The 23,675-nt window shown below is 71.7% G+C and carries 22 protein-coding genes; 9 read left to right on the forward strand and 13 right to left on the reverse strand.

Annotation, left to right across the window (positions count from 1 at the left end; translation table 11 throughout):
* Positions 1-35: 35 nt before the first annotated feature.
* The 3 genes from G3I78_RS26625 to G3I78_RS52155 are packed head-to-tail and all read right to left on the reverse strand — an operon-like array spanning position 36 to position 3,903.
* Positions 36-1,106, reverse strand: coding sequence for a prenyltransferase (locus G3I78_RS26625; protein ID WP_164428902.1), 1,071 nt, complete (start codon positions 1,104-1,106; stop codon positions 36-38).
* Positions 1,103-1,864, reverse strand: coding sequence for a class I SAM-dependent methyltransferase (locus G3I78_RS26630; protein WP_164428904.1), 762 nt, complete (start codon positions 1,862-1,864; stop codon positions 1,103-1,105). The genes G3I78_RS26625 and G3I78_RS26630 overlap by 4 nt, the downstream gene beginning before the upstream one ends.
* Positions 1,858-3,903, reverse strand: a complete 2,046-nt coding sequence (locus G3I78_RS52155; RefSeq protein ID WP_343243850.1) for a glycosyltransferase — start codon at positions 3,901-3,903, stop codon at positions 1,858-1,860. The genes G3I78_RS26630 and G3I78_RS52155 overlap by 7 nt, the downstream gene beginning before the upstream one ends.
* A gap of 216 nt (positions 3,904-4,119) precedes the next feature.
* Between G3I78_RS52155 and G3I78_RS26640 the strand changes: the two genes are divergently transcribed.
* Complete coding sequence (locus G3I78_RS26640) at positions 4,120-4,755, forward strand: TetR family transcriptional regulator (protein ID WP_343243851.1); 636 nt, start codon at positions 4,120-4,122, stop codon at positions 4,753-4,755.
* Positions 4,756-4,876: 121 nt separating this feature from the next.
* Here G3I78_RS26640 and G3I78_RS26645 read toward each other — a convergent pair whose 3' ends face one another.
* On the reverse strand, positions 4,877-5,755 hold the full coding sequence (locus G3I78_RS26645; RefSeq protein WP_164428906.1) for a tetratricopeptide repeat protein: 879 nt from the start codon (positions 5,753-5,755) through the stop codon (positions 4,877-4,879).
* Positions 5,756-6,106: 351 nt separating this feature from the next.
* On the opposite strand from G3I78_RS26645, the gene G3I78_RS26650 reads away from it, so the two are divergent.
* Entirely contained in the window at positions 6,107-6,913 is an 807-nt protein-coding gene (locus tag G3I78_RS26650) for an SDR family oxidoreductase (protein ID WP_164428908.1), read from the forward strand.
* 36 nt (positions 6,914-6,949) lie between these two features.
* Positions 6,950-7,843 (forward strand): helix-turn-helix transcriptional regulator, encoded by an 894-nt coding sequence (locus G3I78_RS26655; RefSeq protein WP_203615579.1) that lies wholly within the window; start codon positions 6,950-6,952, stop codon positions 7,841-7,843.
* A 57-nt stretch (positions 7,844-7,900) separates the two neighbouring features.
* Here the strand turns inward: G3I78_RS26655 and G3I78_RS26660 are convergent, their stop codons facing one another.
* The 3 genes from G3I78_RS26660 to G3I78_RS26670 all read right to left on the reverse strand — a co-directional run bounded on the left by G3I78_RS26660 (position 7,901) and on the right by G3I78_RS26670 (position 11,419).
* Positions 7,901-8,566, reverse strand: coding sequence for a PASTA domain-containing protein (locus G3I78_RS26660; RefSeq protein ID WP_164428912.1), 666 nt, complete (start codon positions 8,564-8,566; stop codon positions 7,901-7,903).
* A 183-nt stretch (positions 8,567-8,749) separates the two neighbouring features.
* Positions 8,750-9,400: a class I SAM-dependent methyltransferase gene (locus tag G3I78_RS26665; protein ID WP_164428913.1), complete on the reverse strand. Its 651-nt coding sequence runs from the start codon at positions 9,398-9,400 to the stop codon at positions 8,750-8,752.
* Positions 9,401-9,685: 285 nt separating this feature from the next.
* Positions 9,686-11,419, reverse strand: a complete 1,734-nt coding sequence (locus G3I78_RS26670) for an MFS transporter (RefSeq protein ID WP_164428915.1) — start codon at positions 11,417-11,419, stop codon at positions 9,686-9,688.
* Between the two features lie 174 nt (positions 11,420-11,593).
* On the opposite strand from G3I78_RS26670, the gene G3I78_RS26675 reads away from it, so the two are divergent.
* The 3 genes from G3I78_RS26675 to G3I78_RS26685 are packed head-to-tail and all read left to right on the forward strand — an operon-like array spanning position 11,594 to position 14,430.
* Complete coding sequence (locus G3I78_RS26675) at positions 11,594-13,027, forward strand: MFS transporter (protein WP_164428917.1); 1,434 nt, start codon at positions 11,594-11,596, stop codon at positions 13,025-13,027.
* A 51-nt stretch (positions 13,028-13,078) separates the two neighbouring features.
* Positions 13,079-13,618, forward strand: a complete 540-nt coding sequence (locus tag G3I78_RS26680) for a SigE family RNA polymerase sigma factor (RefSeq protein ID WP_164428919.1) — start codon at positions 13,079-13,081, stop codon at positions 13,616-13,618.
* Positions 13,618-14,430, forward strand: a complete 813-nt coding sequence (locus tag G3I78_RS26685) for a hypothetical protein (protein WP_203615542.1) — start codon at positions 13,618-13,620, stop codon at positions 14,428-14,430. Before G3I78_RS26680 ends, G3I78_RS26685 begins: the two co-directional genes overlap by 1 nt.
* A 64-nt stretch (positions 14,431-14,494) precedes the next feature.
* Here G3I78_RS26685 and G3I78_RS26690 read toward each other — a convergent pair whose 3' ends face one another.
* The 4 genes from G3I78_RS26690 to G3I78_RS26705 form a co-directional block, all read right to left on the reverse strand.
* Positions 14,495-15,127, reverse strand: coding sequence for a response regulator transcription factor (locus tag G3I78_RS26690; protein ID WP_164428998.1), 633 nt, complete (start codon positions 15,125-15,127; stop codon positions 14,495-14,497).
* Positions 15,128-15,303: 176 nt separating this feature from the next.
* On the reverse strand, positions 15,304-16,821 hold the full coding sequence (locus G3I78_RS26695) for a histidine kinase (protein ID WP_164428923.1): 1,518 nt from the start codon (positions 16,819-16,821) through the stop codon (positions 15,304-15,306).
* 13 nt (positions 16,822-16,834) lie between these two features.
* Positions 16,835-17,551 carry an ABC transporter permease gene (locus G3I78_RS26700; protein ID WP_164428925.1) on the reverse strand — a complete coding sequence of 239 codons (717 nt, stop codon included), beginning with the start codon at positions 17,549-17,551 and terminating at the stop codon, positions 16,835-16,837.
* Positions 17,551-18,456 (reverse strand): ABC transporter ATP-binding protein, encoded by a 906-nt coding sequence (locus G3I78_RS26705; protein ID WP_203615580.1) that lies wholly within the window; start codon positions 18,454-18,456, stop codon positions 17,551-17,553. The genes G3I78_RS26700 and G3I78_RS26705 overlap by 1 nt, the downstream gene beginning before the upstream one ends.
* 431 nt (positions 18,457-18,887) lie before the next feature.
* Here G3I78_RS26705 and G3I78_RS26710 point away from each other — a divergent pair, with 431 nt between their 5' ends.
* From G3I78_RS26710 to G3I78_RS26720, 3 genes are all read left to right on the forward strand, one after another.
* Entirely contained in the window at positions 18,888-19,757 is an 870-nt protein-coding gene (locus tag G3I78_RS26710; RefSeq protein ID WP_164428927.1) for a MaoC/PaaZ C-terminal domain-containing protein, read from the forward strand.
* Between the two features lie 65 nt (positions 19,758-19,822).
* On the forward strand, positions 19,823-20,899 hold the full coding sequence (locus G3I78_RS26715; RefSeq protein WP_164428929.1) for a Zn-dependent alcohol dehydrogenase: 1,077 nt from the start codon (positions 19,823-19,825) through the stop codon (positions 20,897-20,899).
* Between the two features lie 9 nt (positions 20,900-20,908).
* Entirely contained in the window at positions 20,909-21,862 is a 954-nt protein-coding gene (locus tag G3I78_RS26720) for a 3-oxoacyl-ACP reductase (protein ID WP_164428931.1), read from the forward strand.
* Between the two features lie 54 nt (positions 21,863-21,916).
* On the opposite strand, the gene G3I78_RS51265 is transcribed toward G3I78_RS26720, so the two are convergent.
* Both G3I78_RS51265 and G3I78_RS26725 read right to left on the reverse strand, forming a co-directional pair.
* Positions 21,917-22,069: a hypothetical protein gene (locus tag G3I78_RS51265; protein ID WP_203615543.1), complete on the reverse strand. Its 153-nt coding sequence runs from the start codon at positions 22,067-22,069 to the stop codon at positions 21,917-21,919.
* A gap of 97 nt (positions 22,070-22,166) precedes the next feature.
* Positions 22,167-23,501, reverse strand: coding sequence for a hypothetical protein (locus tag G3I78_RS26725; RefSeq protein WP_164428933.1), 1,335 nt, complete (start codon positions 23,499-23,501; stop codon positions 22,167-22,169).
* Between the last annotated feature and the right edge of the window lie 174 nt (positions 23,502-23,675).

Consider the following 23,675-nt stretch of genomic DNA (forward strand, 5'->3'; position numbering starts at 1 on the left):
CCCGCACCCACCGACGTACCGACAGGACCGTGTTCTCAGGCGCAGCAGTCCGGGTCGAGCCCGGTCGGCAGACGATCGCCCCCGAACACCGCACAGGTCGCCTCGTGTCCCCCCAGCGCGGCGACGGCCAGCAGCAACGACCCCGCGGTCCACGTGGTCAGCTCCCGCGGCCAGATCGCGGAGTCCTCGAACACGAACCCGGTCCAGTACAACCCGCTGTCCGCGTCCCGCAGATGCTGGATGGACTGGAGGATCTCCAGCGCGCGGTCCGACTCGCCCATCGCCCAGAGGGTGAGGGCGAGTTCGGCCGACTCCCCGCCCGTGACCCACGGGTTGGGGACGACGCAGCGCACACCGAGACCGGGCACGACGAACTGCTCCCAGCCTTCCTCGATACGGGACTTGGCCTCCGTGCCGGTCAACGCGCCGCCCAGGACCGGGTAGTACCAGTCCATCGAGTAGCGGTCCTTGTCGAGGAAGCGCTCGGGGTGGCGGCGGATCGCGTGCCGCAGGGCGCCGAGGGCCAACTCCCAGTCCGGCTGCGCCTCTTCACGCTGTTCGGCGATGGCGAGCGCGCACCTCAGCGCGTGGTGGATCGACGACGAACCGGTGAGCAGCCCGTCGGGGACGTCCCTGCCGTCGTCCTCCCGCTTCCACCCGATCTGCCCGCCCGGCTGCTGGAGCCCGAGCACGAACTCCGTCGCCGCGTAGACCGCAGGCCACATCCGGTCGAGGAACGTGTCGTCGCCGGTGGAGAGGTAGTGGTGCCACACTCCTACGGCGATGTAGGCGACGAAGTTGGTCTCGCGCCCCCGGTCGGTGACCTCCGCGAAGTCCCCGTCCTGGTAGGCCGCGTACCAGGAACCGTCGTCGTTCTGGTGCCGGGCGAGCCAGTCGTAGGCCCGGTCGGCGGCCTCGTGCTCGCCCGCCGCGTCCAGGGCCATCGCGGCCTCGGTGTGGTCCCACGGGTCCAGGTGGTGCCCCCGGAACCACGGGATCGCCCCGTCCTCCCGCTGCACGGCCAGGATCCCGGCGACGGTCGCGGCGGCCTGCTCGGCGGTCAACACCCCGGGCAGGACCAGGTGTTCGGTTCGCGGAGTCGTCACCGCGCGTCCACGGAGGACACGGCGGACACCGCGGAGACGGCGGGCAGGTGCGGCTTGGTCGCGTACGCCACGAAGCTCTTGCCGATCAGCGGGTTGAGCGCCTGCTCGGCGACCCTCGTGGCCAGCGGCTTCTTCATGATGTCCCAGACCAGCAGCTTGTGGTACGCCTGCACCGGCAGCGCCTTGTCGTTGTCGACGCCGAACGCGCACTTCAGCCACCAGTACGGCGAGTGCAGCGCGTGCGCGTGATGGGTGCCGTACGGCTTCAGCCCGGCCTCCCGGATCTTCGCGAGCAGTTCGTCCGCCTTGTAGATGCGGATGTGGCCGCCCTCGACCTCGTGGTAGGCGTCGGAGAGGGCCCAGCAGACCTTCTCGGGGCCGTAGCGCGGGACGGTGATGGCGATCCGGCCGCCGGGCTTCAACACCCGGACCATCTCGGCGAGTACGCCCTTGTCGTCGGGGATGTGCTCCATCACCTCGGAGATGATGACGACGTCGAAGGACTCGTCCGGGAAGGGAAGGGCGAGCGCGTCCCCCTCCATCGCGGTGGCGGTGGCACCCTCGGGCGCCTCACCGGCCTCCTTCATCGCCGCGAACCACTTCGCGACCTCGCGGATTTCGTCGGCGTTCTGGTCCAGGGCCACGACCTGCGCACCACGCCGGTAACACTCGAACGCGTGCCGGCCGGCCCCGCAGCCGAGGTCCAGAACGCGGTCACCCGGCGCGAGCGGGAACCGGGAGAAGTCGACGGTCAGCACGTGGCCCTGCTTTCGGGATAGACACCGGTGTCACTGGTGGAGGCTGCGGGGGCAGCGGTCTTAGAGGTCGCGGAGGCGGCGGCACCCGTCTCCCCGACACCCCCCACGGCTTCCGCCTCCCGGCCTCCGGGGGCGGCGGAACGGCCGTGGCCGGGAAGCGGGTTGCGGGCCGGGTCTGCGTCCGCGCGGCCGTGGTCCTGGAGGTGATGGCGGGCCGGGGCCGAGGCCGTGAGCGGGTCGGCGTCCGGGGTCGCGTCCGGGCGGCCGTGGTCCGGCACCGCGCCCTGGACCGGGGTCGGGCCCGCGAGCTGGTTGCCGGTTGGGTCCGTGTCCGTACCGCCGTGGTCCGGGAGTTGGCTGTGGGACGGGGCCACGAGCTGCATACCGGTCGGGTCCGTGTCCGCACGGCCGTGCTCCGACACCCCGCCCCGAACCGGAGACGGGCCCGTGAGTTGGTTGGCGTCCGGGGTCGCGTCCGCACGGCCGCCCTCCGGCACCGCGCCCCGGACCGGAGCCGCGAGCTGATTGCCGACCGGGACCTCGTCCCCGCCGCCGTGGTCCGGTACCGCGCCCCGGGCCGGGACAGGGAGTTGGATGCCGGCCGGGACCTCGTCCGCGTCGCCGTGCTCGGGTACCGCGCCCCGGGCCGGGACCGGAAGCTGTATGCCCGCCGGGGCCGCGTCCGTGCCGCCGTGGCCCGGGACCGCCCCCCGTCCCGGCGCCGTCGCTCGGCGTGCGGACCCCGTCACCGTTGCCGCGATGGCCTCCCGGTACCGCGCCGCCGTTCCCTCGGCGGCGCGGGCCCAGGTGAAGTGGGCGAGTACGCGGGCGCGGCCCGCCGCTCCGAGACGGGAGCGGAGGTCCGGGTCGCCGAGGAGGCGGCCGAGGCCCACCGCCAGGGCGCCGGAGTCGCCGGGGGGCACCGCGAGGCAGGTCTCGCCGTCGCGGCCGGCCACCTCGGGGATCGCGCCGCCCGTCGTCGCGACCAGGGGGGTGCCGGTCGCCATGGCTTCGGCGGCCGGGAGGGAGAAGCCTTCGTAGAGCGACGGTACGCAGGCGACCTCCGCCGAGCGGACCAGGTCGACCAGTTCGGCGTCCGAGATGCCCTTGACGAAGTCGACGGCGCCTTCGAGGCCGTAGCGCTCGATCGCGGCGGCGACGGGACCCTCGGTGGGTCGCTTGCCGACGACCACGACATGCGCGCCGGGGTGTTCGGTGCGTACCTTCGCCAGCGCCTCGACGAGGAAGACCAGGCCCTTGAGCGGGACGTCGGCGCTGGAGGTGGTGACGATCCGGCCGGGTACCACCGGCACCGACGGATCCGGCTTGAACAGGTCCGTGTCCGCGCCGATGTGGACGACGTGGATACGGCCGTCACGGACCCCGAGGTGGTCGACGATCTCCTGGCGGGAGGTGCCGGAGACGGTGAGCACGGAAGGCAGCCGGCGGGCCACCCGCTTCTGCATGCGCGTGAAGGCGTACCAGCGGCGCTTGGACAGCCGCTGCTGCCAGCCCTCGGCCGCGTCCAGCTCCAACTGCCGGTCCACGGTGATGGGGTGGTGGATGGTGGTCACCAGCGGGGCGCCGACGTCGCCCAACAGGCCGTAGCCCAGGGTCTGGTTGTCGTGCACCACGTCGAACTCACCACGGCGGGCCCGGAGATGACGTCGGGCCCGCAGGGAGAAGGTGAGCGGTTCGGGGAAGCCGCCGGTCCACATCGTGGCGACTTCGACCGCGTCGATCCAGTCCCGGTACTCGTCGCGTTTCGGGGTCCGGAAGGGGTCCGGGGAGCGGTACAGGTCGAGGCTGGGCAGCTCCGTGAGCGGTACGCCCTCGTCGAGGACGGGGTACGGCTGGGAGCCGATGACCTCGACCCGGTGGCCGAGGCGGGCCAGTTCGCGCGAGAGGTGCCGTGTGTAGACCCCTTGGCCCCCGCAGAACGGGTTCCCCTTATAGGTGAGGAGCGCGATACGGAGCGGTCGCTCGCCGTCAGCGGCCAGGTCCTCGGAAGACCCCGCCTGACTGGCCTCAGCGGTCACTCTGGGCCCCCTTCTGCCTGCACTGTCCCGCGAGATTACGCCGGGACGCTAATCTAGAACAAGTTTCAGACTTGATCGTCCGGGAGGCTCTGAATCTACCGGCAGGTAGGACACCTGTGAGCAGTGGATCAGGTGATTCACGCCACGGCGCACGCCCTGCCATGCTGAGTGATCACACGTGATCACACCCCCTCACCGACTGTCACGGAACCCAAGGTGGACAAGGTGTCCAAGCCGCCCAGAGTGGAAGCCAGTACCCCGCGACCCGACTCCGCGCCGCTGACCGAGCGGCAGGAGGCGCGGCGCCGCCGCATCCTGCACGCGAGCGCGCAGCTGGCGAGCCGGGGCGGGTTCGACGCGGTGCAGATGCGGGAGGTCGCGGAGTCCTCGCAGGTCGCGCTCGGCACCCTGTACCGGTACTTCCCGTCCAAGATCCATCTGCTGGTCGCGACCATGCAGGACCAGCTGGAACACATGCACGGCACGCTCCGCAAGAAGCCGCCGCAGGGCGAGACGGCGGCGGAGCGGGTCGCGGAGACGCTGATGCGGGCCTTCCGCGCGCTCCAGCGCGAGCCGCATCTCGCGGACGCGATGGTCAGGGCGCTGACCTTCGCGGACCGCAGCGTGAGCCCGGAAGTCGACCAGGTCTCCCACCAGACCACGCTGATCGTCCTGGACGCGATGGGCCTCCAGGACCCGACCCCCGAGCAGCTCTCCGCGGTCCGGGTCATCGAGCACACCTGGCACTCGGCCCTGATCACCTGGCTCTCCGGCCGCGCCTCGATCGCCCAGGTGAAGATAGACATCGAGACGGTGTGCCGGCTGATCGACCTCACGGAGCCGGACGAGTAATCGGGTCGCCGGCGGTAGGGGCTCCATGACACGGGCCCTACGGCACGGGCCTTACGGCACGGGCCTTACGGCACGGGCCTTACGGCATGGGTTCTACGACACGGGCCCTACGGCATGGGTTCTACGACATGTCCTCCACGACCGCGAGCCCGCTCCAGCTCCGTCCGCCCGCCGCCTCCCCCGCCCACCGCTCCAGCAGTCGCCGGGCCTCCTCCTCGGGGGCGGCGAGGGAGACCTGCTGGGCGCCGGCGCCGGCGCCGACGCTGCGCTCCTGTTCGTGGGTGCCCTCGCTGCAACAGGCGCACAGCATGCGGACGCTGCTCGCGGGTTCGGCGCCGAAGTCGTGGTCGGTGAACAGTTCGACGAGGGCCTCCAGGTCGGCCGCCTCGCCCGCGGTCACCGTGACTTCCAGGGTGGGCAGTTCGGAGGACTCGAAGAGGAGGAGTTCGTCGAAGACGGGGTAGGTCGAGCCCTCGACCACCCGCTCGCCCTTGGGTTCGCCGTCGTGGACGACGACCTCGCCGTAGCGCCGGCCGCCGGTGACGGGCACGTTGACGATCCGGCCGCGGGTGGGGCACAGCCGCTCGATCCATACGACCTCGCGCTCACCGCCGGTGTCGAGCCGCACACAGGCCTGCCCGAACCCCCCGTCGATCTGCCCCTCCCCGTCCGGGATCCGGATCCCGAACCCGCTCCAGGCGTCCCGCGCGGTGGCCCAGTCCCGCTGGATGGTCGCGGCGATGCCGAGATTCCAGTACGCCGGATCCCCCTCGCCCCGCGGTGAGCGGGCCGCGGCCTCCCGCCCCAGCTCGTACGCCTTGGCCCAGTTCCGCAGGAACTTGTGCGCGAGCGCGGCGTCGTACCACCACACCGCGCTCACCTCCAGATCCGGGAAGTGCGCAAGCACCCGCTCGTACAACTCGGCGGCCCGCAACCACTCTTCGGCCTCCCAGGCACCCCGCGCCCGCTCGACCAGCTCCCGGGCCTCAGCCTTCTCCACGCTTCCCCACTCCCACGACCTGCACGACAACCGCAGGAGCCTAGGCGCCGGCGCGGCCGGCGGGAACACCGGCTCCCGGTCTCGGCCGGCCGCGAGATCTGCGCTCCGACACCGCAAGTCAACCGCTGCGTCGGGTCTTTCTCGCCCCCACAGGCAGGAAGGGGGGTCTGGCAATACCTGTATCACCAGGGTCTCCCCGACGTTCCCCACGCCTGTCAACCTGCTTGAGTCGAAAGCGCCGACAACAATCCATGGAAACGCACCGCAGCTTTACCGTCATCATTAAATTCAGCTGCCTCGAATACGCGACCGTGTCGGCGCATTCTTTTACCACGGAAGGGACGGAGAGCAGTGGCGGAGAATCAGTTCACCACTCACACGGAACTTTTTGACCTGAGGGGAAAGCGCGCCCTCGTCACTGGCGGCACCAGAGGAATTGGGATGATGATTGCGCGCGGCCTTCTCCAGGCGGGCGCCCGCGTCGTCATCAGCTCACGCAACCCGGACACGTGCGCGGAGGCGCAGCGTCTACTGTCCGAATTCGGCGACGTACGAGCATTCCCCGCCGACCTTTCCAGGCACGACGAGTGCCGGCGACTCGCTGACCTTGTCCTGGCAGACTCGGAACGTCTGGACATCCTTGTCAACAACGCGGGAGCGATGCGGCGCGAGCCGCTGGCGACGTTCCCGGACGAGGCCTGGGACGCAGTGCTCGACCTCAACCTCAAGTCGCCGTTCTGGCTGGTGCAGGCACTGCTCCCGGCACTTCGAAAGGCGGGCACCGCCGATGATCCCGCACGGATCATCAACATCGGCAGCATCGCCGCCATCCACGTCGCCCAGTCGCCCAACTACTCGTACGCCGGCAGCAAAGCGGCACTCCATCAACTCACCCGGGTACTTGCCAGGGAGCTGGGCCCACAGCACGTCACGGTGAACGCGGTAGCACCGGGAGTGTTCCCGTCGCAGATGATGGACTCCACGCTCGATGCCATCGGCGACACGATCGCGGCGTCGGCCCCCCTGCGCCGGCTCGGCCGCGACGACGACATGGCGGGTGCCGCCGTGTTTCTCGCCAGCCGGGCCGGGTCCTACCTCACGGGCGCCATCATCCCGGTGGACGGCGGTACCGCAACGACCGCATCGGGCATCCATTAGGCTGCGGGACGGCCTTACGGTGAGGAGATGACCGTGATGGATCTACGCACCGAGATCCGGGAGTTCCTCAGCTCACGTCGCGCCCGCATCGCACCCGAGCAGGCGGGCCTGCCCGCTTACGGCGGCAACCGCCGGGTCAAGGGTCTGCGCCGCGAGGAGGTCGCCCTACTGGCGGGGGTATCGGTCGACTACTACGTACGCATGGAACGCGGCGGCCTCGCCGGTGCCTCCGACGGCGTGCTCGACGCGTTGGCCTCCGCCTTGCAACTCGACGAAGCCGAGCGCGACCATCTGTTCCACCTCGCGCGCCAATCCAGGGCGCCCCGCAGCCCACGCCGGCGCAAGCCCGCCATGACGGTGCGCTCGACGCTGCAGCAGATGCTCGACGCGATCTCCGGTGCGCCGGCCTGGATCGGTAACGGCCGCTATGACGTGCTCGCCATGAACCAACTCGCTCGCGCGCTGTATTCACCGGTGCTGGCCGACCCGCGACGGCCCGCGAACACAGCGCGGTTCGTCTATCTGAACCCCGAGGCGGCCAGGGATTTCTTTGTCGACTACGACCAGGTGGCCGGTGACGCGGCCGCGAAGCTGCGCATGGCAGCCGGCCGCAGTCCGCACGACGAGGAGCTGATCTCCCTGGTCGGCGAACTGTCAACGTGCAGTGAGCTGTTTCGGCAGCGGTGGGCGTCTCAGGACGTGCGGCTGCACCGGTCCGGACGCAAGCGGGTGCACCATCCGATCGTGGGCCGGCTCGACTTGGACGTCGAGTCCCTGGAACTGCCCGCCGAACCAGGCCTGCACCTCAACGTCTACACCGCGCCCGCGGGCACGCCGACCGCTGACAATCTGACGCTCTTGGCGTCATGGGCGGCCACCCGACAGACACCGACCCTTCAGCCGTACCAGGGTCCGGGTCCGTCTCCCTGACCAGCGATCAGGTTCGGGTCAGCCGTGTCGCTCGGCGGCTCCGAGCCCCGAGTGCGCTCAGGGGCAGTGCTCCCCGTACTTGACCGCGGTGAATTCCACCGGCTGGCCCGACAACTCGGTGTCCGCCTTCGGGCTTTGGGTGCACACCTGCCAGTTCGACTCCACGAGGACCAGCCGGTCGTCGCCCGTTGCGTCCTTCACCGTGATGGAGGTACTTGAGTCGAGCGCGGCACGGGCGGCTTTGACGGACTTCCCCTTGAAGTCGGGCATCGCCGCGCCGGCTGCCGTCGGTCCGTTCTGATCCTTCGCGGGGCAGTCCTCCTCCAACTTCACCGCGCCGAAGTCCAGTCGGGTGTCCACCGGCACCGTCTTCCCCGCCGCGAGGTTCTGCGAGCAGACCTTCCAGTTCCGGTCGAAGGCCTGGAAGCGGTCGCGGCCGAGGGCGTCGTGCGAGGCGAGGTTGTAGAACCCGGCGGCCTGCGCCTCGTCCTGCGCGGACTGAAGGCCCTTGCCGACGAAGCTCGGGACGGTCTTCTTCTCGGCCGGTGCGCCTGCTGCGGTACTCGCGGTCGGCGTGCCGGTGGTCGTGCTCGTGCTTGTGCTCGTGCTCGGGGTTGAATCGGCCCCGCTGCCCGTGCTGTTGTCGGGTCCGCAGGCGGTCGCGGTGCCGCCGATGACGAGCACGGCGGCCGCGATGGCCCCGACGAGTCTCCAATTGGCCATGATTGCTCCCCCATTGGTGCAAGACGTGATGGAGGGGGAGCGTACGGTCGGATGCCGCCATGCGTGAGGTATCTGGTGGGTCTGTGACCTGAACGGGTGGCGTGAGCAGCAGGCGGAGTGGGCGCTGCGTTCAGTCCTGGCGTGAGGATACGGGCGGGGTGGGAGGCGTCGGCCAACGGTCTCTCAGATCCCCGCCCCCACCCGCCGCAGGACACGCAAGGAGTCGGTCGCCGAGACCTCCGTGAACGCGTCGGACGCGAGGGCTCGTAGGTAGATCCGGTAGGGGGCCTGGCCGGTGAACTCGTCCTCCGGGTCCGGGAACACGTCGTGGATGACGAGCAGGCCGCCCTCGGCGACGTGGGGCGCCCAGCCCTCGTAGTCGGCGTTGGCGTGCTCGTCGGTGTGGCCGCCGTCGATGAAGACCAGGCCGAGCGGCGAGCCCCAGACCTTCGCGATCTGCGGGGAGCGGCCGACGACGGCGACCACGTGCTCCTCCAGCCCGGCCCGGTACAGCGTCCTGCGGAAGGTCGGGAGCGTGTCCATCACACCGAGCTCGGCGTCCACGGTCTCCGGATCGTGGTACTCCCAGCCCGGCTGCTGCTCCTCGCTCCCGCGGTGGTGGTCGACGGTCAGCGCCACCACCCCGGCCTCCCGGGCCGCGTCCCCGAGCAGGATCGCGGAGCGGCCGCAGTACGTCCCGACCTCCAGCAACGGCAGCCCGAGCCGTCCGGCGTCCAGGGCCGCTTCGTACAGCGCCAGCCCCTCGCCCAGGGGCATGAACCCCTTCGCGGCCTCGAAGGCGGCCAGGATCTCGGGCTTGGGTGCCGCGGCCATGGGGTTCCTCTCGGTCGTACGTGCGGGTGGGCGTCGTACGGCCGTCGTCTCGCCGTCGTGTCCCGCGCCCTTCCGGAGAGCCCATGCTGCCGCACGGTCCTGCGGAGGGGGACAGGGGGTGGGCGGATGGCATGCCGGGGGCACCGGCGGTCTCGCGAGGGCGGCAGCCCGGGTTCGGCGACCGCGAGCCGCACGCCCGGCCCCCTGCCCTACGGTCATCCTCGCGCCCCACGCGACGCGCCCCCGCCCTCGATCCGGGGCGGGGGCGCGTCGGCTGTGGACCGGTCAGGCCGTGACCGTCTCGCTCGGGAGCGCCAGGTCCAGGTCGATCGGGCGGTTGTCGCCCGTGTGGGTGGCCGAGGAGGCCAGGGGGCCGTGGCCGGTGGCGCGGGCCGCGAGGACGTAGGCGCCCTCACGGGGTACGCCGAGGACGTAGGTGCCGTCGGTGTCGGAGAGCGTGGCCCCCGCCTGCCGGCCGCGCCGGTCGATCAGCGTGACCTTGGCGCGGGCGACCGGGGCTCCGGAGGCGTCGAGGACGCGCCCGCGGAAGCCCCGTAGGACCTCCTCGGCGTGGGCCAGGTTGGCCTCCTCCTCGCTGCTCGCGCGCAACTGCGGCGCACGGTTCGGCTTCGGCAGGAACAGGGCCATCAGGAGGCCGACGGCGACCGCGCCGGTCGCGATCAGGAAGGAGACGCGGAAGCCGTGCATGGTCGGGATCGCGACGCCGCCCACGTTGTTCGCCGTGTTCGCCAGCACCATGCCGATCACGGCGCTCGACACGGACGTACCGATGGAACGCATCAGGGTGTTCAGGCCGTTCGCCGCGCCCGTCTCCGACGCCGGTACCGCGCCCACGATCAGGGCGGGCAGGGAGGAGTAGGCGAGGCCGATGCCCGCGCCGAGCACCACGGCGATCACGAGGCTCTGCCAGGCCGCGCTCATCAGGCCCAGGCCGGCGCCGTAGCCGATCCCGATGATCAGCATGCCGAGGATGAGGGTGACCTTGGGGCCGTACTTCGCGGAGAGGCGGGCGTACACCGGTGCCGTGAACATCATCGTCAGGCCCAGCGGGGCGACCAGGAGGCCCGCGGTGACCATCGACTGGCCGAGGCCGTAGCCGGTCGCCTTCGGGAGCTGGAGCAGCTGGGGAAGGACGAGCGAGACGACGTAGAACGAGACACCGACCATGATCGACGCCAGGTTGGTGAAGAGGACCGCGGGGCGGGCGGTGGTGCGCAGGTCGACCAGCGGGGCCTTCAGGCGCAGCTCCATGACGCCCCACAGGACGAGGACGACCGCGGAGGCCGCGAAGAGTCCGAGCGTGGTGCCGGAGGACCAGCCCCAGTCGCTGCCCTTGGTGATCGGCAGGAGGAAGAGGACGAGTCCGATGGAGAGGCCGATCGCGCCCAGGACGTCGAAGGTGCCCTCCGCGCGCGCGGGAGACTCCGGTACGACGAGGAGGGTGAGGACGATCGAGAGCGCGCCGAGGCCCGCGGCGCCGTAGAAGAGGGCGTGCCAGTCGGCGTGCTGGGCGATCAGGGCGGCGAGGGGGAGGGCGAGTCCGCCGCCGACGCCGATCGAGGAGCTCATCAGGGCCATCGCCGAGCCGAGCTTCTCGCGGGGCAGCATGTCGCGCATCAGGCCGATGCCGAGCGGGATCGCGCCCATGGCGAAGCCCTGGAGGGTGCGGCCGGCGATCATCGTGAGGAGATCGCTGGTCAGGGCGCTGACGAGGGCGCCGACGACCATCACGGCGAGGCTGAGGATCAGCAGGCGGCGCTTGCCGTAGAGGTCGCCGAGGCGGCCCATGATCGGGGTGGCGACGGCGCCCGAGAGGAGGGTGGAGGTCAGGACCCAGGTGGCGTTGCTGGGCTCGGTGTCCAGCAGTTGCGGCAGGTCCTTGATGACCGGGACGAGCAGGGTCTGCATCACCGCGACCACGATGCCCGCGAAGGCGAGCACCGGGACGACAGCGCCGGACGCTCTCCGGGTGGGCTGGTCGGTCGGCGTGTGCGTCATGTGAGGGAGGCCTCCGGGCCTGGAGATCGGGATGGGTGCTGCACCGGGATGTGCGCTGCGTGGACTCTGGTTACGTGTGTCCTGAACTACGTATGCATGGGCAACTATTCCGATGCTTCGGCGTACTAACGATTTCTTTATATTCTCTTGGGGAAGTCGGCCCGGGTTGAGACCATGACAGCCATGCTCGAAGCCACCGGCGTCACCCACGGATCCCGTCGTACCGGCCTGCGTCCGCCCGCGTGGCTGGTGGTGGCGCTGGCGTGCGCGGGCCAGTTCCTGGTCGTGCTCGACGTGTCCGTCGTCAATGTGGCGCTGCCCTCCATACGCACCGACCTGGGCATGAGCCAGTCCGGCCTCCAGTGGGTCGTGAACGCCTACTCGATCGCCTTCGCCGGGTTCATGCTGCTCGGCGGCCGGGCCGGTGACCTCTACGGCCGCAAGCGGATGTTCCTGGTCGGCCTCGGCCTGTTCACGGCCGCCTCGCTGGCCGGCGGCCTGGCCCAGCAGGGCGGCGAACTGCTCGCCGCGCGGGCCGCGCAAGGGCTCGGCGCCGCCGTACTGGCCCCCTCGACGCTCACCATCGTGACCTCCGCCGTCCCGGAGGGCCCCGCGCGGGCCCGGGCCATCGCCACCTGGACCGCCGTGGGCGCGGGCGGCGGCGCGGCCGGCGGCTTCTTCGGCGGCCTCCTCGTCGACACCCTGTCCTGGCGCTGGGTCCTGCTCATCAACGTGCCGGTCGGCGCGGTCGTCCTGCTCGGCTCGCTCCTCTGGCTGACCGAGAGCCGCAACGGCGACGGACGGCGCCTGGACCTGCCCGGCGCCCTGCTGGTCACCGGGGGCCTCGCGGTATTGGCGTACGGCATCTCGCAGACCGAGGCCGAGGGGTGGACGGCGGCTGCCACCCTGGTCCCGCTGGCCGTCGGGCTCGCGCTCGTCGGCGGCTTCCTGCTCGTCGAGTCCCGTACGGCCGCCCCGCTGATGCCGCTCGGACTGCTGAAGGTGCGGGCCGTGGCGTCGGCGAACGCGGCGATGTTCCTCAGCGGCTCCGCCCTGTTCTGCACCTGGTACTTCATCACGCTCTACGCCCAGAACGTCCTCGGGTACTCCCCGCTGGACGCCGGACTCGCCATGCTGCCCAGCTCGCTCGCGATCGTGCTCGGCTCCAAGCTCGCGCCCCGCCTCATGCACCGGCTCGGGGCCCGCCGGGTGGCGGTCCTGGGGACACTCGTCGCGCTCACCGGGTACGGCTGGCAGTCGACGATGAGCGCGGACGGCGGCTACGTCACCTCGATCATGGGTCCCGGGATCCTGATGATGCTGGGCGCGGGCCTCGCCTCGACCCCGCTCGCCTCGCTGGCCACCTCCGGGGCGGCGCCGGGGGAGGCCGGGCTGGTGTCCGGGCTCGTCAACACCTCCCGCACGATGGGCGGCTCACTGGGGCTCGCGGTGCTGTCGACGCTGGCCGCGGCCCGGACGGGGGGCGGAGGGTCGGCGGCGGCGCTGACGGAGGGGTACGCGCTGGCGTTCCGGGTGGGGACCGGGGTGCTGGTGGCCGGGGTGCTGCTCATGCTGGTGTGGCTGCCACGGAGAATTTCGGTGATGTGAGGCAACGGTCCGGGCCGCTCATGGACTCCTTTAGACATCTAGGAGGTGCCCATGGGGGATCGGAAACAGGCTCGGGACGAGGAGTTCCAGAGCTTTGTCATCGGCCGCTGGCCGCGGCTGATGCGGACGGCATTTCTCCTCACGGGGGAGCAGCACGCCGCGGAGGACCTCGTCCAGTCGACGCTCGAACAGGCCTATGTGGCCTGGCGCAGGGTCGGCTCGGCGGACGATCCGGAGGCGTACGTACGGCGCGTGATGATCAACGCACACGCGCGCAAGCACCGCAGGCGGCTCAGGGAGTTCCTGGCGCCCAAGGACGACTCGGGACTGGCGCGCGAGATCGCCGACACCGGTGACCGCATCAGCCAGGCCGAGGACCGCAGCGCTCTGCTCGGAGCGCTGGCCCAACTGCCGCCCCGGCAGCGGGAGGCGGTGGTCCTGCGGTACTGGGAGGACCTCACCGAGACCCAGACGGCCGAGGCGATGGGCTGCTCGGTCGGCTCGGTGAAGAGCAACGCGGCCAAGGGGATCGCGAAACTTCGCGCCATACCCGGACTGGCCGACATGGTGACGCAGGGAGGGCGGAAGTGATGAGCGCGGACCGGGAGAACCACGACATGAGCAACGGCGACATCGCCCTCCTGCTGGCCGACGCCGCCGACGAGGTTGAGATCGGTATAGCCCCCTACGAGTCGGTGATCCGCGGCGGCCGCAGGCGCCGGGCCCGTCGCTGGGCCGTCGCGGCGGCCACGGCACTGGTGCTCGCGGGCTCCTCGGCGACCCTCGCGGTGGCGGGGCTGCCGGGCGGGGACGGGGGACGGGTGGCACCCGCGGCCACCCAGCCGGGTACGCCCCTGCCGGACGGCTTCGAGACCAGGCCGCACCGCACCACGCTGGCGTCCGGCACCGACGACGGCAAGCGGTGGCGGGTCGTCATCGACGTCTGGGACGCACCTCGCGACCGGAAGGAGGCCGATTCCCAGCGCGCCGCGATGGCCGAGCGCGGCGAGTCCCCGGAGATCGGCAAGGCCTCCGAACTGGTCGGCAAGATCAGCTACTTCGTGTACCGCGGCTACGGCGACGAGACGACGAAGGTCATGGAGAACACCGTCCCGAAGTCGGACACCATGACCGGCACCGACCTCATCTCCGGCTCCCTGCCCCTCCGGCCCGACGCCAAGGCGGACGTACGTCTCGTCATCGGGTACGTCGCCAGGACCGCCGAGCGCGTCAACTGCACCTGGACGAACGAGACGGCGACGGTGGTGGAGCGGGCCCCCGCGGGCACGGAGACGGCCTCGGACGACCCGGTGATCCGCACGCCGGACGGCTCGCCCTACGACTGGTTCGTGTGCGTGGCGCCGAAGGGAGCGGAGTACAAGTCGGCGGAGGTGATCAAGTAGGGGCGATCAGGCAGGCGGGGCTGAGGGCGATCAGGGCAGGGCCGAGGGTGATCGCGGCAGGCGCTCACAGCCAGCCCTGCTGCCGGGCCTGGCGGACGGCCTCCATGCGGTTGCGGGTGCCGGTCTTGCCGATGGCGGAGGAGAGGTAGTTGCGGACGGTGGACTCCGAGAGGTGCAGCTTGGCGGCGATGTCGGCGACCGTCGCGCCGTCCGTGGACGCCTTGAGGACGTCGCACTCCCGGGCGGTGAGGGGGTTCGGGCCGGCGCTGAGGGCGGCCGCGGCGAGCGCGGGGTCGACCACCGTCTCACCGGTCAGCACCCGGCGGATCGAGGCGGCCAGCTCCTCCACGGGGCCGTCCTTCACGAGGAAGCCGGCGGCCCCCGCCTCCATCGCCCGGCGCAGATAGCCGGGCCTGCCGAAGGTCGTCAGGATCAGCACCCGGCAGTCCGGCGCCTCGTCCCGCAGCTCGGCGGCGGCGTCCAGACCGCTCTTCCCGGGCAACTCGATGTCGAGCAGCGCCACGTCCGGCCGGTGCGTGAGAGCGGCGTCCACGATCGCGTCCCCGGCGGCCACCTGAGCCACCACCTGGATGTCCGGCTCCATACCGAGCAACAGGGCGAGCGCGCCCCGCATCATGCCCTGGTCCTCGGCGAGCAGCACACGGATGGATCTGGAGGGGCGGTGATCCCGGGGCATCTCGTTCACGGGCCAAGAGTAGGGGGCCGGGGGGTGCGGGGCGGTGTGGCGCGGTGTGCTTGGAGCGCGTGGTCCTTGAGAACTGAAGAGTGGGGGAGTGCGGGTGTGCGGAAGTGCTGGTGGTGAGACTCAGTGACGGAGTGGGCAGGGCCGTCGAGTCGGTGGTCCTTCCCGGGTCACCCCGCCGCGTCACCGGCCCGGACGCCTCGACCGGCTCCCACCGACTCCTCGCCCCTCGCCGGCTCCACCGACTCGACCGGCAGCTCGGCCCGCACCACGAACCCGCCCCGTGGACCCGGCCCGGCCTCCAACCGCCCGCCCGCCGCGGCCAGCCGCTCGGCGAGACCTTTGAGACCGGTGCCGCCGATTACGGGGGACGGGGGGTCGGTGCTGTCGTACTCGTTGGTGACCGTTTGGGCGGTGGGTGTGGTGGGTGGGGGGGGTGCGGTGGGTGCGGTGGACCCGGTGGACTCGTAGGACCTGGTGACCGCGGCCGGCCCCGCATCAGTCCCCTCCGCCGCCTGAGTGACGGCAGCTGTCCCCAAGAGCTGCCCCGAACCCACCACCGGCTCCGAACCCACCACCGGCTCCGCCCCCACCCCCCGCCCGTTGTCCCAAACCCGCAACCGCACCCGTTCCGCCGACCCCGCCACCGAGATCTCGCACCGCCCCGCCCCGCTGTGCCGCACGGTGTTCGTCACCGCCTCGCGGACCACCCAGCCGAGCAGGGTCTCCGTCTGGGCGGCGAGGGGTGGGCCGGAGCGGTGGACGGTGGGTTCGATGCCGGCGGCGCGGAGGGCCGAGGTGGCTCGGTCGAGGTCGGTGGTGAGGCTGCCCTCGCGGTAGCCCGTCACCGCCTCGCGGATCTCCGTGAGGGCCTGGCGGCCGACGGACTCGATGTCGGTGACCTGGAGGAGCGCCGCGTCCAGGTCGCGCGGGGCCAGCCGGCGGGCCGCCTCGGACTTGACCACGATCACCGAGAGCGTGTGGCCCAGCAGATCGTGCAGGTCGCGGGAGAAGCGGAGCCGCTCCTCCTCCACCGCACGCCGGGCCAGTTCCTCACGGGCCTCCCGCAGCTGCCGTACCGCCTCGGTGAGGGACATGATCGCGGCCGTCACCATCGTGGAGATCCATGTGGCGTACGCGGTGTCGAGGCCGCCCCAGCCGTCGCGGAACACGGAGGCTGCCCCGGCGACCACGGTCACCACCATGCCGACCCAGCGCAGATGCGGCAGCCGCACCACCGCACCGGTCGCGAGCCCGAACAGCGGGAAGAACAGCAGCCAGTTGCCGCCGTATCCCAGGGCCAGAGCGCAGGTCACCAGCCCCAGCACGACCAGCGCCACCCGGGTGGAGAGCGCATCCCGGGTCTTCTGGTGGAAGGCGCGGAAGGCCACGTAGATGTAGAGCGAGTTGAAGGTGAGCAGCCCGAGGCCGCCGATCCAGGCGTTCGGGGTCTCGCCATGGAAGAGGTTGGAGAAGGCGCCCATCCCCAGCAGCAGCCACGGCAGCAGGCCGAAGCCGTTGCCGCCGACGACCGCGTTCGCGGGGATCTCCCCGGCCTTCTGCGCGGCCTTGTACTCGGCGTTGAGGCGCTTCTTGTTGGCCTTGTAGTACCGCTGGTGCTCCCGCGCCGCGCGGACCGCCTCGCGGGTCTCGTCCACGCGGCACGAGAGCTTGCGCGACCAGGACATGACGTTCCTCCGCTCAGAGGTTCCCGGCGTGGCGCCGGTACGACAGAACAGCGTACGAACCGAACAGCAGCAGCCACACACCAAGGACCAGGACCGCGCCGGCGGTGGGCGCGTGGCCGGTCGCGACCGAGCCGCCGAGCTGGGCGAAGCGGTTGGTGGGGGTGTACGCGGAGAGCGTGCGCAGCCAGTCGGGGAAGAGGGTGACGGGGAACCACAGGCCGCCGAGGACCGCGAGGCCCAGGTTGCAGATCATGTTCGCCACGCCGGTGGTCTGCCCGGTCAGCCGGTAGCCGTTGCCGAGGCCCAGCAGGGTGAACGGCACCGAGCCCAGCCACAGCAGCACCGCGAGCGCCGCCCACTGCCACACGGCGAGCCGGACGCCGTTGACCAGCCCGCCCGCCGCGAGCACCGCCACGATCGCCGGAAGGACGGTCACCGAACCGGTCAGGGCCCGGCCGAGCACCACCTGGCGCGGCGGCATCGGCGTCACCCGCAGCTGCCGCAGCCAGCCGATCGCCCGGTCCTCGGCGACCCCGCCGCCGGTGTTGAGGGCCGAGCCGACGGCACCGTAGGCGGCCATGCCGACCATCGCGCCGGTCTTCCAGCCGGACTCGTCGCCGCCGAGGTTGGTGAAGAGGAGGTACATCATCACGGGCATCGCGATCCCGCCGATCACGAACCCGGTGTCCCGCAGGGTCCGGCGGATCTCCAGCCGTATGTAGTCGAGCATCACACCGCCTCCGCGACCCGTGAGGTCAGCGCCAGGAACGCGTCGTCCAGGGAGGCCGGAGCGACCTCCAGGCCGCGGATCGCCCCCAGTCCGGCCAGGGCGACCACGGTGGCGTCGGAGTCGTCGGTGCGCAGCCGGGCCCGCCCGCCCCGCACCTCCATCGACCGCACCCCCGGCAGCAGCGCCAGGCCGTCGGCGTCCCGCCCGGCCAGGTCGACGACGACCAGGTTCCCGCCGGCCGACCGCCTGAGCTGCTCACCCGTGCCGTCCGCGATGATCCGGCCCCGGTCCACGACGAGGATGCGGTCGGCGAAGGCGTCGGCCTCCTCCAGGTGGTGGGTGGAGAACAGCACGGTGTGGCCGCGCAGCGCGTAGCCCCGCATGGAGGCCCAGAAGGCGTGCCGTGCCTCCACGTCCAGGGCGGCGGTGGGCTCGTCCAGGACGATCAGCGAGGGGTTCCCGGCGAGCGCGACGGCGAACCGCACGCGCTGGGTCTGGCCGCCGGAGAGCCGGTCCACGCGGCGGTCGGCCAGTTCGGTGATGCCGGCCAGCTCCAGGGCCTCGGCGACGGGCAGCGGCGCGGGGTAGCGGCCGGCCACGAAGGCGACCAGTTCGCGCACGGTGACCCGCGGGACCGCCCGGGCCTCCTGGAGCATCGCGCCCACCCGGCCGGTCCGCACCGCCTCGGAGGGGGCCGCGCCGAAGAGCCGCACCGTGCCCGTGTCGGGCTCGTTCAGGCCGAGCAGCAGGGAGATCGTCGTCGACTTGCCGGCGCCGTTGCGGCCGAGCAGGGCGACGGTCTCGCCGGGGGCGATCTCCAGGTCGATGCCGTCCACGGCGCGTACGGCGCCGAAGGTCTTGACCGCGCCGCGGAAGGCCACGGCCGCTTCCGTCCCCTGGCTCATGCCGATGTCCTCCGTGTCGTGACCGAAGTCCCTCGTGTCGTGGCCGATGTCCCCCGTGCCGTGACCGAAGTCCTCTGTGCCGTGGCCGATGTCCCCCGTGTCATGACCGAAGCCCCCTGTGTCGTGACCGATGTCCCGTGTCATACCGACGACGCTACGAACCCGCCCCGCCCGCCCGGCAGATGCGCTTGTACGCAATCCGGCAGGACAAATGTCACGGGTGCCGGAACCGGGAGGGACCGGCCACCGGACACCGTCACCTGACACCGCCACCTGACACCCCGTCAGGAGCCTTCACAAGTGCGGTGCGCTGGGCTATACAGAGGGCGCCGGACTGGAACGCGTTCTAGATCGGCCCGCGACGACCTCGGTGCGGCCGACGGTGCGGACGGCCGTACCGGGGTCTTGACTCCGCCACTGTCAGGAGCCGTATGCCCATCGACGCAGCCAAGGCCCTCGCCGCCGAGCCCCGGACCGGTGAGATCTCCTGGAACTCCAAGGACGTCCAGCTCTACCACCTCGGCATCGGAGCGGGCGTTCCCGCCACCGACCCCGACGAACTGCGCTACACCCTGGAGTCCCGGCTGCACGTCCTGCCCAGCTTCGCCACCGTCGCGGGCTCGGGCTCGCCGGGAGTGATCAGCGGACTGTCCATGCCGGGCATCGAGGTCGACCTCGCCAAGGTGCTGCACGGCGGCCAGGCGCTGACCGTGCACCGGCCCCTCCCGGTGACCGGCACCGCGACCGCCACCAACCGGATCGCCGCCGTGTACGACAAGGGCAAGGCGGCCGTCCTGGTCCTGCGGACCGAAGTCGTGGACGCCGAAGGCCCGTTGTGGACCAACGACGCCCAGATCTTCGTACGGGGGGAGGGCGGCTGGGGCGGCGACCGCGGCCCCTCCGCCCGCCTCGAACCGCCCGTCGGCGAGCCCGACCGGACCGTCGAGCGCCCGATCCGCGAGGACCAGGCCCTGCTCTACCGCCTCTCCGGCGACTGGAACCCGCTGCACGCCGACCCGGAGTTCGCCAAGGTCGCCGGGTTCGAACGGCCCATCCTGCACGGGCTGTGCACCTACGGCAGCACGCTCAAGGCGGTCGTCGACACCCTGCTCGGCGGTGACGTGACCCGGGTGAAGTCCTACGTCACCCGGTTCGCCGGGGTGGTCTACCCGGGGGAGACCCTGCGCATCCGGATGTGGCACACACCGGGCACGGCACCGGGCAGCACCCGGGTCGCCGTCAGCGCCGTCGAGCGGGACGACGCGCCCGTCCTCGCCGACACCGTCGTCGAACACTCCTGAGAACCCACCTGAGAACCCGCCCGAGATCACTCTGAACCAGCACGCCGTACGAGGGGAGCCGCACCATGCGCGCAGCCGTACTGCACGAGATCGGCCAGGAAAAGCTCGAAGTCCTCGATGACGTCGAGGCGGTGGGGTTCGGGCCCGGCAGGGTGCGGATCCGGGTACGGGCCACCGGGCTGTGCCACTCGGACCTGTCCGCGATGAACGGGGTCCTCCCGCAGCCGGCGCCCTTCGTGCCCGGACACGAAGGCGCGGGGGAGATCGTCGAAGTCGGCGAGGGCGTCAGCCACTTGAAGGCGGGCGACCGGGTCGTGGTCTGCTGGCTGCCCGCCTGCGGCACCTGCGCCGCCTGCAAGCGCGGCCAGACCGAGCTGTGCCTGGCCGGGTTCATGAACGCGGGCACCCCCAACTTCCGCCGCCCCGGCGGCGATGTGTTCGGCTTCGCGGGCACCGGCACCTTCACCGAGGAGGTCGTCGTCGACGCGGGCTGCGCGGTGCCGATACCCGACGACGTGCCCTTCGACATAGCCGCCCTGATCGGCTGCGGGGTCACCACCGGACTCGGCGCCGCCCTCAACACCGCTGATGTGGAGGCCGGTTCGTCGGTCGCCGTCATCGGCTGCGGGGGCGTGGGCATCTCGGCGATCCAGGGCGCGCGGCTCAAGGGCGCCGCCGAGATCGTGGCCGTGGACCCGGTGGCCTCGCGCCGGGAGGCCGCGCTGGAGTTCGGCGCCACCCGGGCCGTCTCCCCGGACGAACTGGCCGACGCCAAGCAGCAGGTGACCGCGGGCGAGGGCTTCGACTACGTCTTCGAAGTCGTCGGCAAGTCGGCCACCGCCAGGACCGCGTACGAGACCACCCGGCGCGGCGGCACCCTCGTGGTCGTCGGCGCGGGCGCCATGGACGACAACCTCCAGCTCAACATGTTCGAGCTGTTCTTCGACGAGAAGCGCATCCTGCCCTCCCTGTACGGCGGCGGGGACGTGCTGCGCTCCTACGAGCGGACCATCGCCCTGTGGCGGGCGGGCCGCGTCGACCTGGACGGCCTGATCACCCACCGGGTGCCGCTGAGCGAGATCAACGAGGCGCTCGACCAGATGCGGACGGGCACCTCGCTCCGCACCTGCATCGAGATCTGAGGGCCCCGGATGACTGAGGCAGGACTGCCCCTGGAGGGGCTCGCGGCGATCGTCACCGGCGCGGGCCGGGGCCTCGGCCGGGCCGAGGCGCTGGAGCTGGCCCGGCTGGGTGCGGCCGTGGTGGTCAACGACTACGGACAGCCGGGCCGGGACGGTTCGGGCGAGGCCTCCGAGGGCCCCGCCGAGCAGGTCGCCGAGGAGATCAGGGCCGCGGGCGGCCGGGCGGTCGCCCACACCGGGGACGTGGCCGACCACCAACAGGCGGGAAAGCTCGTCGAGTTGGCGGTCGAGGAGTTCGGCAGGCTCGACGTCCTCGTCAACAACGCGGGCATCCTGCGCGACCGCATGGTCTTCTCCATGACCGAGGGCGAGTGGGACGCGGTGATCCGGGTCCACCTCAAGGGTCACTTCAACACGACCCGGTTCGCGGCCGCACACTGGCGCGAGCGGTCCAAGGCGGCGGGTGCGCCGGTGTACGGCCGTATCGTCAACACCTCCTCGGAGGCGTTCCTCGCCGGGTCCGCCGGGCAGCCCAACTACGCCGCCGCGAAAGGGGGAATCGTCGGGCTCACCACCTCGACGGCCCTCGCGCTCGCCAAGTACGGCGTCACCGCCAACGCCATCTGCCCGCGCGCCCGTACCCGGATGACCGAGGACGTGTTCTCGGGAGCCGGGTTCGAGCAGCCCGAGTCGGGGCTCGACCCGCTGGCCCCCGAGCATGTCGCCCCGCTCGTCGGCTACTTGGCCTCACCGGCCGCCGGGCGCGTCAACGGCCAGCTGCTCGTCGTGCACGGAGGGATGGTGGTCGTCGTCGAACGACCGCGGGTGCAGGCCAAGTTCGACAGCAAGCAGGACGCGTTCACCTACGACGAGCTGGACGCGCTGCTCACCCCGCACTACGCGCGGCGGCCGGAGGGGGAGACCTTCGCGGCGGCCGAAGTGCTGGGGCTCAAGCGGGAGTAGACGCGCGACGGCCCCGCCCCTCAGGTGAGGGGCGGGGCCGTGTCTCCGCTGCCGTCAGGCCGCGGCCTCGGTCTGCTCGACCGACTTGCGGTGACGGCCACGCGGGGCCGTCTCGCTGTCCTGGACCGAGACCGGGCCCCGGTGCTTACCGTGGCCAGTGGACTCCTGGACGTCGGCAGTCGGCTGGTTCGTGCTGGCGTCGCTCATCGGAAGTAATTCACCCCGTCAACATGATCTTTCTTACAGCGGGGCGAGTTTAACCGGCGCACCACGGGGCGGATCCAGACGGCCGGGCCAACCGGCACTAGTTCGTTACAAGATTGCCCAACGGGGCTTGCTGCAAAGGCACCGGACGGGCCACGACAGGCTCCGGAGGATCCGATTCCGGCGACCGCGCGGTCCTGCCGCCGCCCTCCGGATCCTCCGGGCCCGCGTCCCCCGCCCCCGTGCCCCCCGTGCCCCCCGTGCCCCCCGTTTCCCCCGGGCCCCCCGCTTCCCCGAAGGGGGCCCCGTCCCCGGGAGCCGCCGTCCACCGCACCACCCCGCACGGCGCGTCCGCCGTGGCGTACGGCAGCAGCAGCTCCCCGTCCTCGGTCCACAGCCCGGCACCCGCCAACCACCCCTCGGGCGCCGGGAGATGCTGGACCTGCCGGGCGGCCGGCCGCCACACGCCGACCCAGCTGCCCATCGGGCCGTCGATCCGCAGCGCCACCCCGCAGCTCTCCGGCATCAGCACCTGCCCCGGCTGGATCGCCAGCGGCGTCACCGCGCAGTCCGGCACCCGCAGGCACTCCGGGAAGCGGATCGGCAGCGTGCTGCCCAGCACCCCCCAGCCCAGCCGCTCCCGGCCAGGCGACGCCGCGTCCGAGGAGATCAGCAGCAGCCCGCTGTCCGGGTCGGCGAGCAGCAGCCGGTCGTCGCTGTCGTCGGCGATCTGGAGCAGCGGCGAGACCTCGCCGCCCCGCTCCAGATCGACCACGATCGCCTTCGTACGGCCGCCGACCTCCCGGTCGAGCACCAGCATCCGCCCGCTCCGGTCCAGCCACACCCCGCCCGAACAGCGCCCCGGGATCTCCGCGAGATGCTCGGGCCCGAAGGCGCCGCCCGCCACCAGCCACACGGCACTGGAGCGCCGCCCCACGGCGAGGGCGTACGCCTTGTCGCCGCCCGGCGCCGGCGGCAGCAGCCGTAGCGTCGTCCCCCGGTCCGGGCACTCGACCGCGCCCAGCGGCAGCTCGCCGGTCTCGGGGCCGGTCGGGTAGAGCAGCGAGAAGTTGTGCCGCCCGTCCGCGAACCGCCTGATCAGCACCCGTCCGTCAGCCATGGGGTGCACCTCGGTGCCGGGCTCCTCGGGCTGGTTGCCGGGCAGCGGCACCGCGTACGGCTCGGGGCCGTCCAGGGTCCAGCGCTCCGGGAACCAGGAGTCCCCTTCCCGGGCGAGACGGGCCGCGTAGGAACCGTCGACGGTGATCACGCACTCCGTGCGCGGGCTCTCCCCGTCCGCCTCCGTGCGCCGGCTCTCCCCGTCAACCTCCGTGCGCGGGCTCTCCCCGTCCGCCTCCGTGCGCAGGCTCTCCCCGTCCGCGTCACCGTCGCCGTCCTCGTCCGCCGCCGTGGGCTCGATGGCACAGGCCGTCATCGTCTGATCACCTCCGGCGACGAAACTAGTTTTCGCACGCACGGTCGTGGGACGGGCGGGCTTCCGCTTCACACAAAGGGGTGGCCCAGGAACGATTCGCCTGAGGAAAACGGGGCGACTGTGCTGAGCGGGACGGCCGTGGGCGGCTCAGGTTCAGCCGGACAGACCAGGCAG

It is taken from the genome of Streptomyces sp. SID13726 (assembly GCF_010548375.1).
GTDB lineage: Bacteria > Actinomycetota > Actinomycetes > Streptomycetales > Streptomycetaceae > Streptomyces.

Coding starts and splice junctions, on each gene's coding strand:
- G3I78_RS26680 (WP_164428919.1), top strand. CDS start 13,079: ATGGGGGATCGGAAACAGGCTCGGGACGAGGAGTTCCAGAGCTTTGTC.
- G3I78_RS26720 (WP_164428931.1), top strand. CDS start 20,909: ATGACTGAGGCAGGACTGCCCCTGGAGGGGCTCGCGGCGATCGTCACC.
- G3I78_RS26660 (WP_164428912.1), bottom strand. CDS start 8,566: ATGGCCAATTGGAGACTCGTCGGGGCCATCGCGGCCGCCGTGCTCGTC.
- G3I78_RS26675 (WP_164428917.1), top strand. CDS start 11,594: ATGACAGCCATGCTCGAAGCCACCGGCGTCACCCACGGATCCCGTCGT.
- G3I78_RS26685 (WP_203615542.1), top strand. CDS start 13,618: ATGAGCGCGGACCGGGAGAACCACGACATGAGCAACGGCGACATCGCC.
- G3I78_RS51265 (WP_203615543.1), bottom strand. CDS start 22,069: ATGAGCGACGCCAGCACGAACCAGCCGACTGCCGACGTCCAGGAGTCC.
- G3I78_RS26665 (WP_164428913.1), bottom strand. CDS start 9,400: ATGGCCGCGGCACCCAAGCCCGAGATCCTGGCCGCCTTCGAGGCCGCG.
- G3I78_RS26700 (WP_164428925.1), bottom strand. CDS start 17,551: ATGCTCGACTACATACGGCTGGAGATCCGCCGGACCCTGCGGGACACC.
- G3I78_RS26690 (WP_164428998.1), bottom strand. CDS start 15,127: ATGCCCCGGGATCACCGCCCCTCCAGATCCATCCGTGTGCTGCTCGCC.
- G3I78_RS26710 (WP_164428927.1), top strand. CDS start 18,888: ATGCCCATCGACGCAGCCAAGGCCCTCGCCGCCGAGCCCCGGACCGGT.
- G3I78_RS26695 (WP_164428923.1), bottom strand. CDS start 16,821: ATGTCCTGGTCGCGCAAGCTCTCGTGCCGCGTGGACGAGACCCGCGAG.
- G3I78_RS26715 (WP_164428929.1), top strand. CDS start 19,823: ATGCGCGCAGCCGTACTGCACGAGATCGGCCAGGAAAAGCTCGAAGTC.
- G3I78_RS26655 (WP_203615579.1), top strand. CDS start 6,950: ATGGATCTACGCACCGAGATCCGGGAGTTCCTCAGCTCACGTCGCGCC.
- G3I78_RS26670 (WP_164428915.1), bottom strand. CDS start 11,419: ATGACGCACACGCCGACCGACCAGCCCACCCGGAGAGCGTCCGGCGCT.
- G3I78_RS26705 (WP_203615580.1), bottom strand. CDS start 18,456: ATGAGCCAGGGGACGGAAGCGGCCGTGGCCTTCCGCGGCGCGGTCAAG.
- G3I78_RS26725 (WP_164428933.1), bottom strand. CDS start 23,501: ATGACGGCCTGTGCCATCGAGCCCACGGCGGCGGACGAGGACGGCGAC.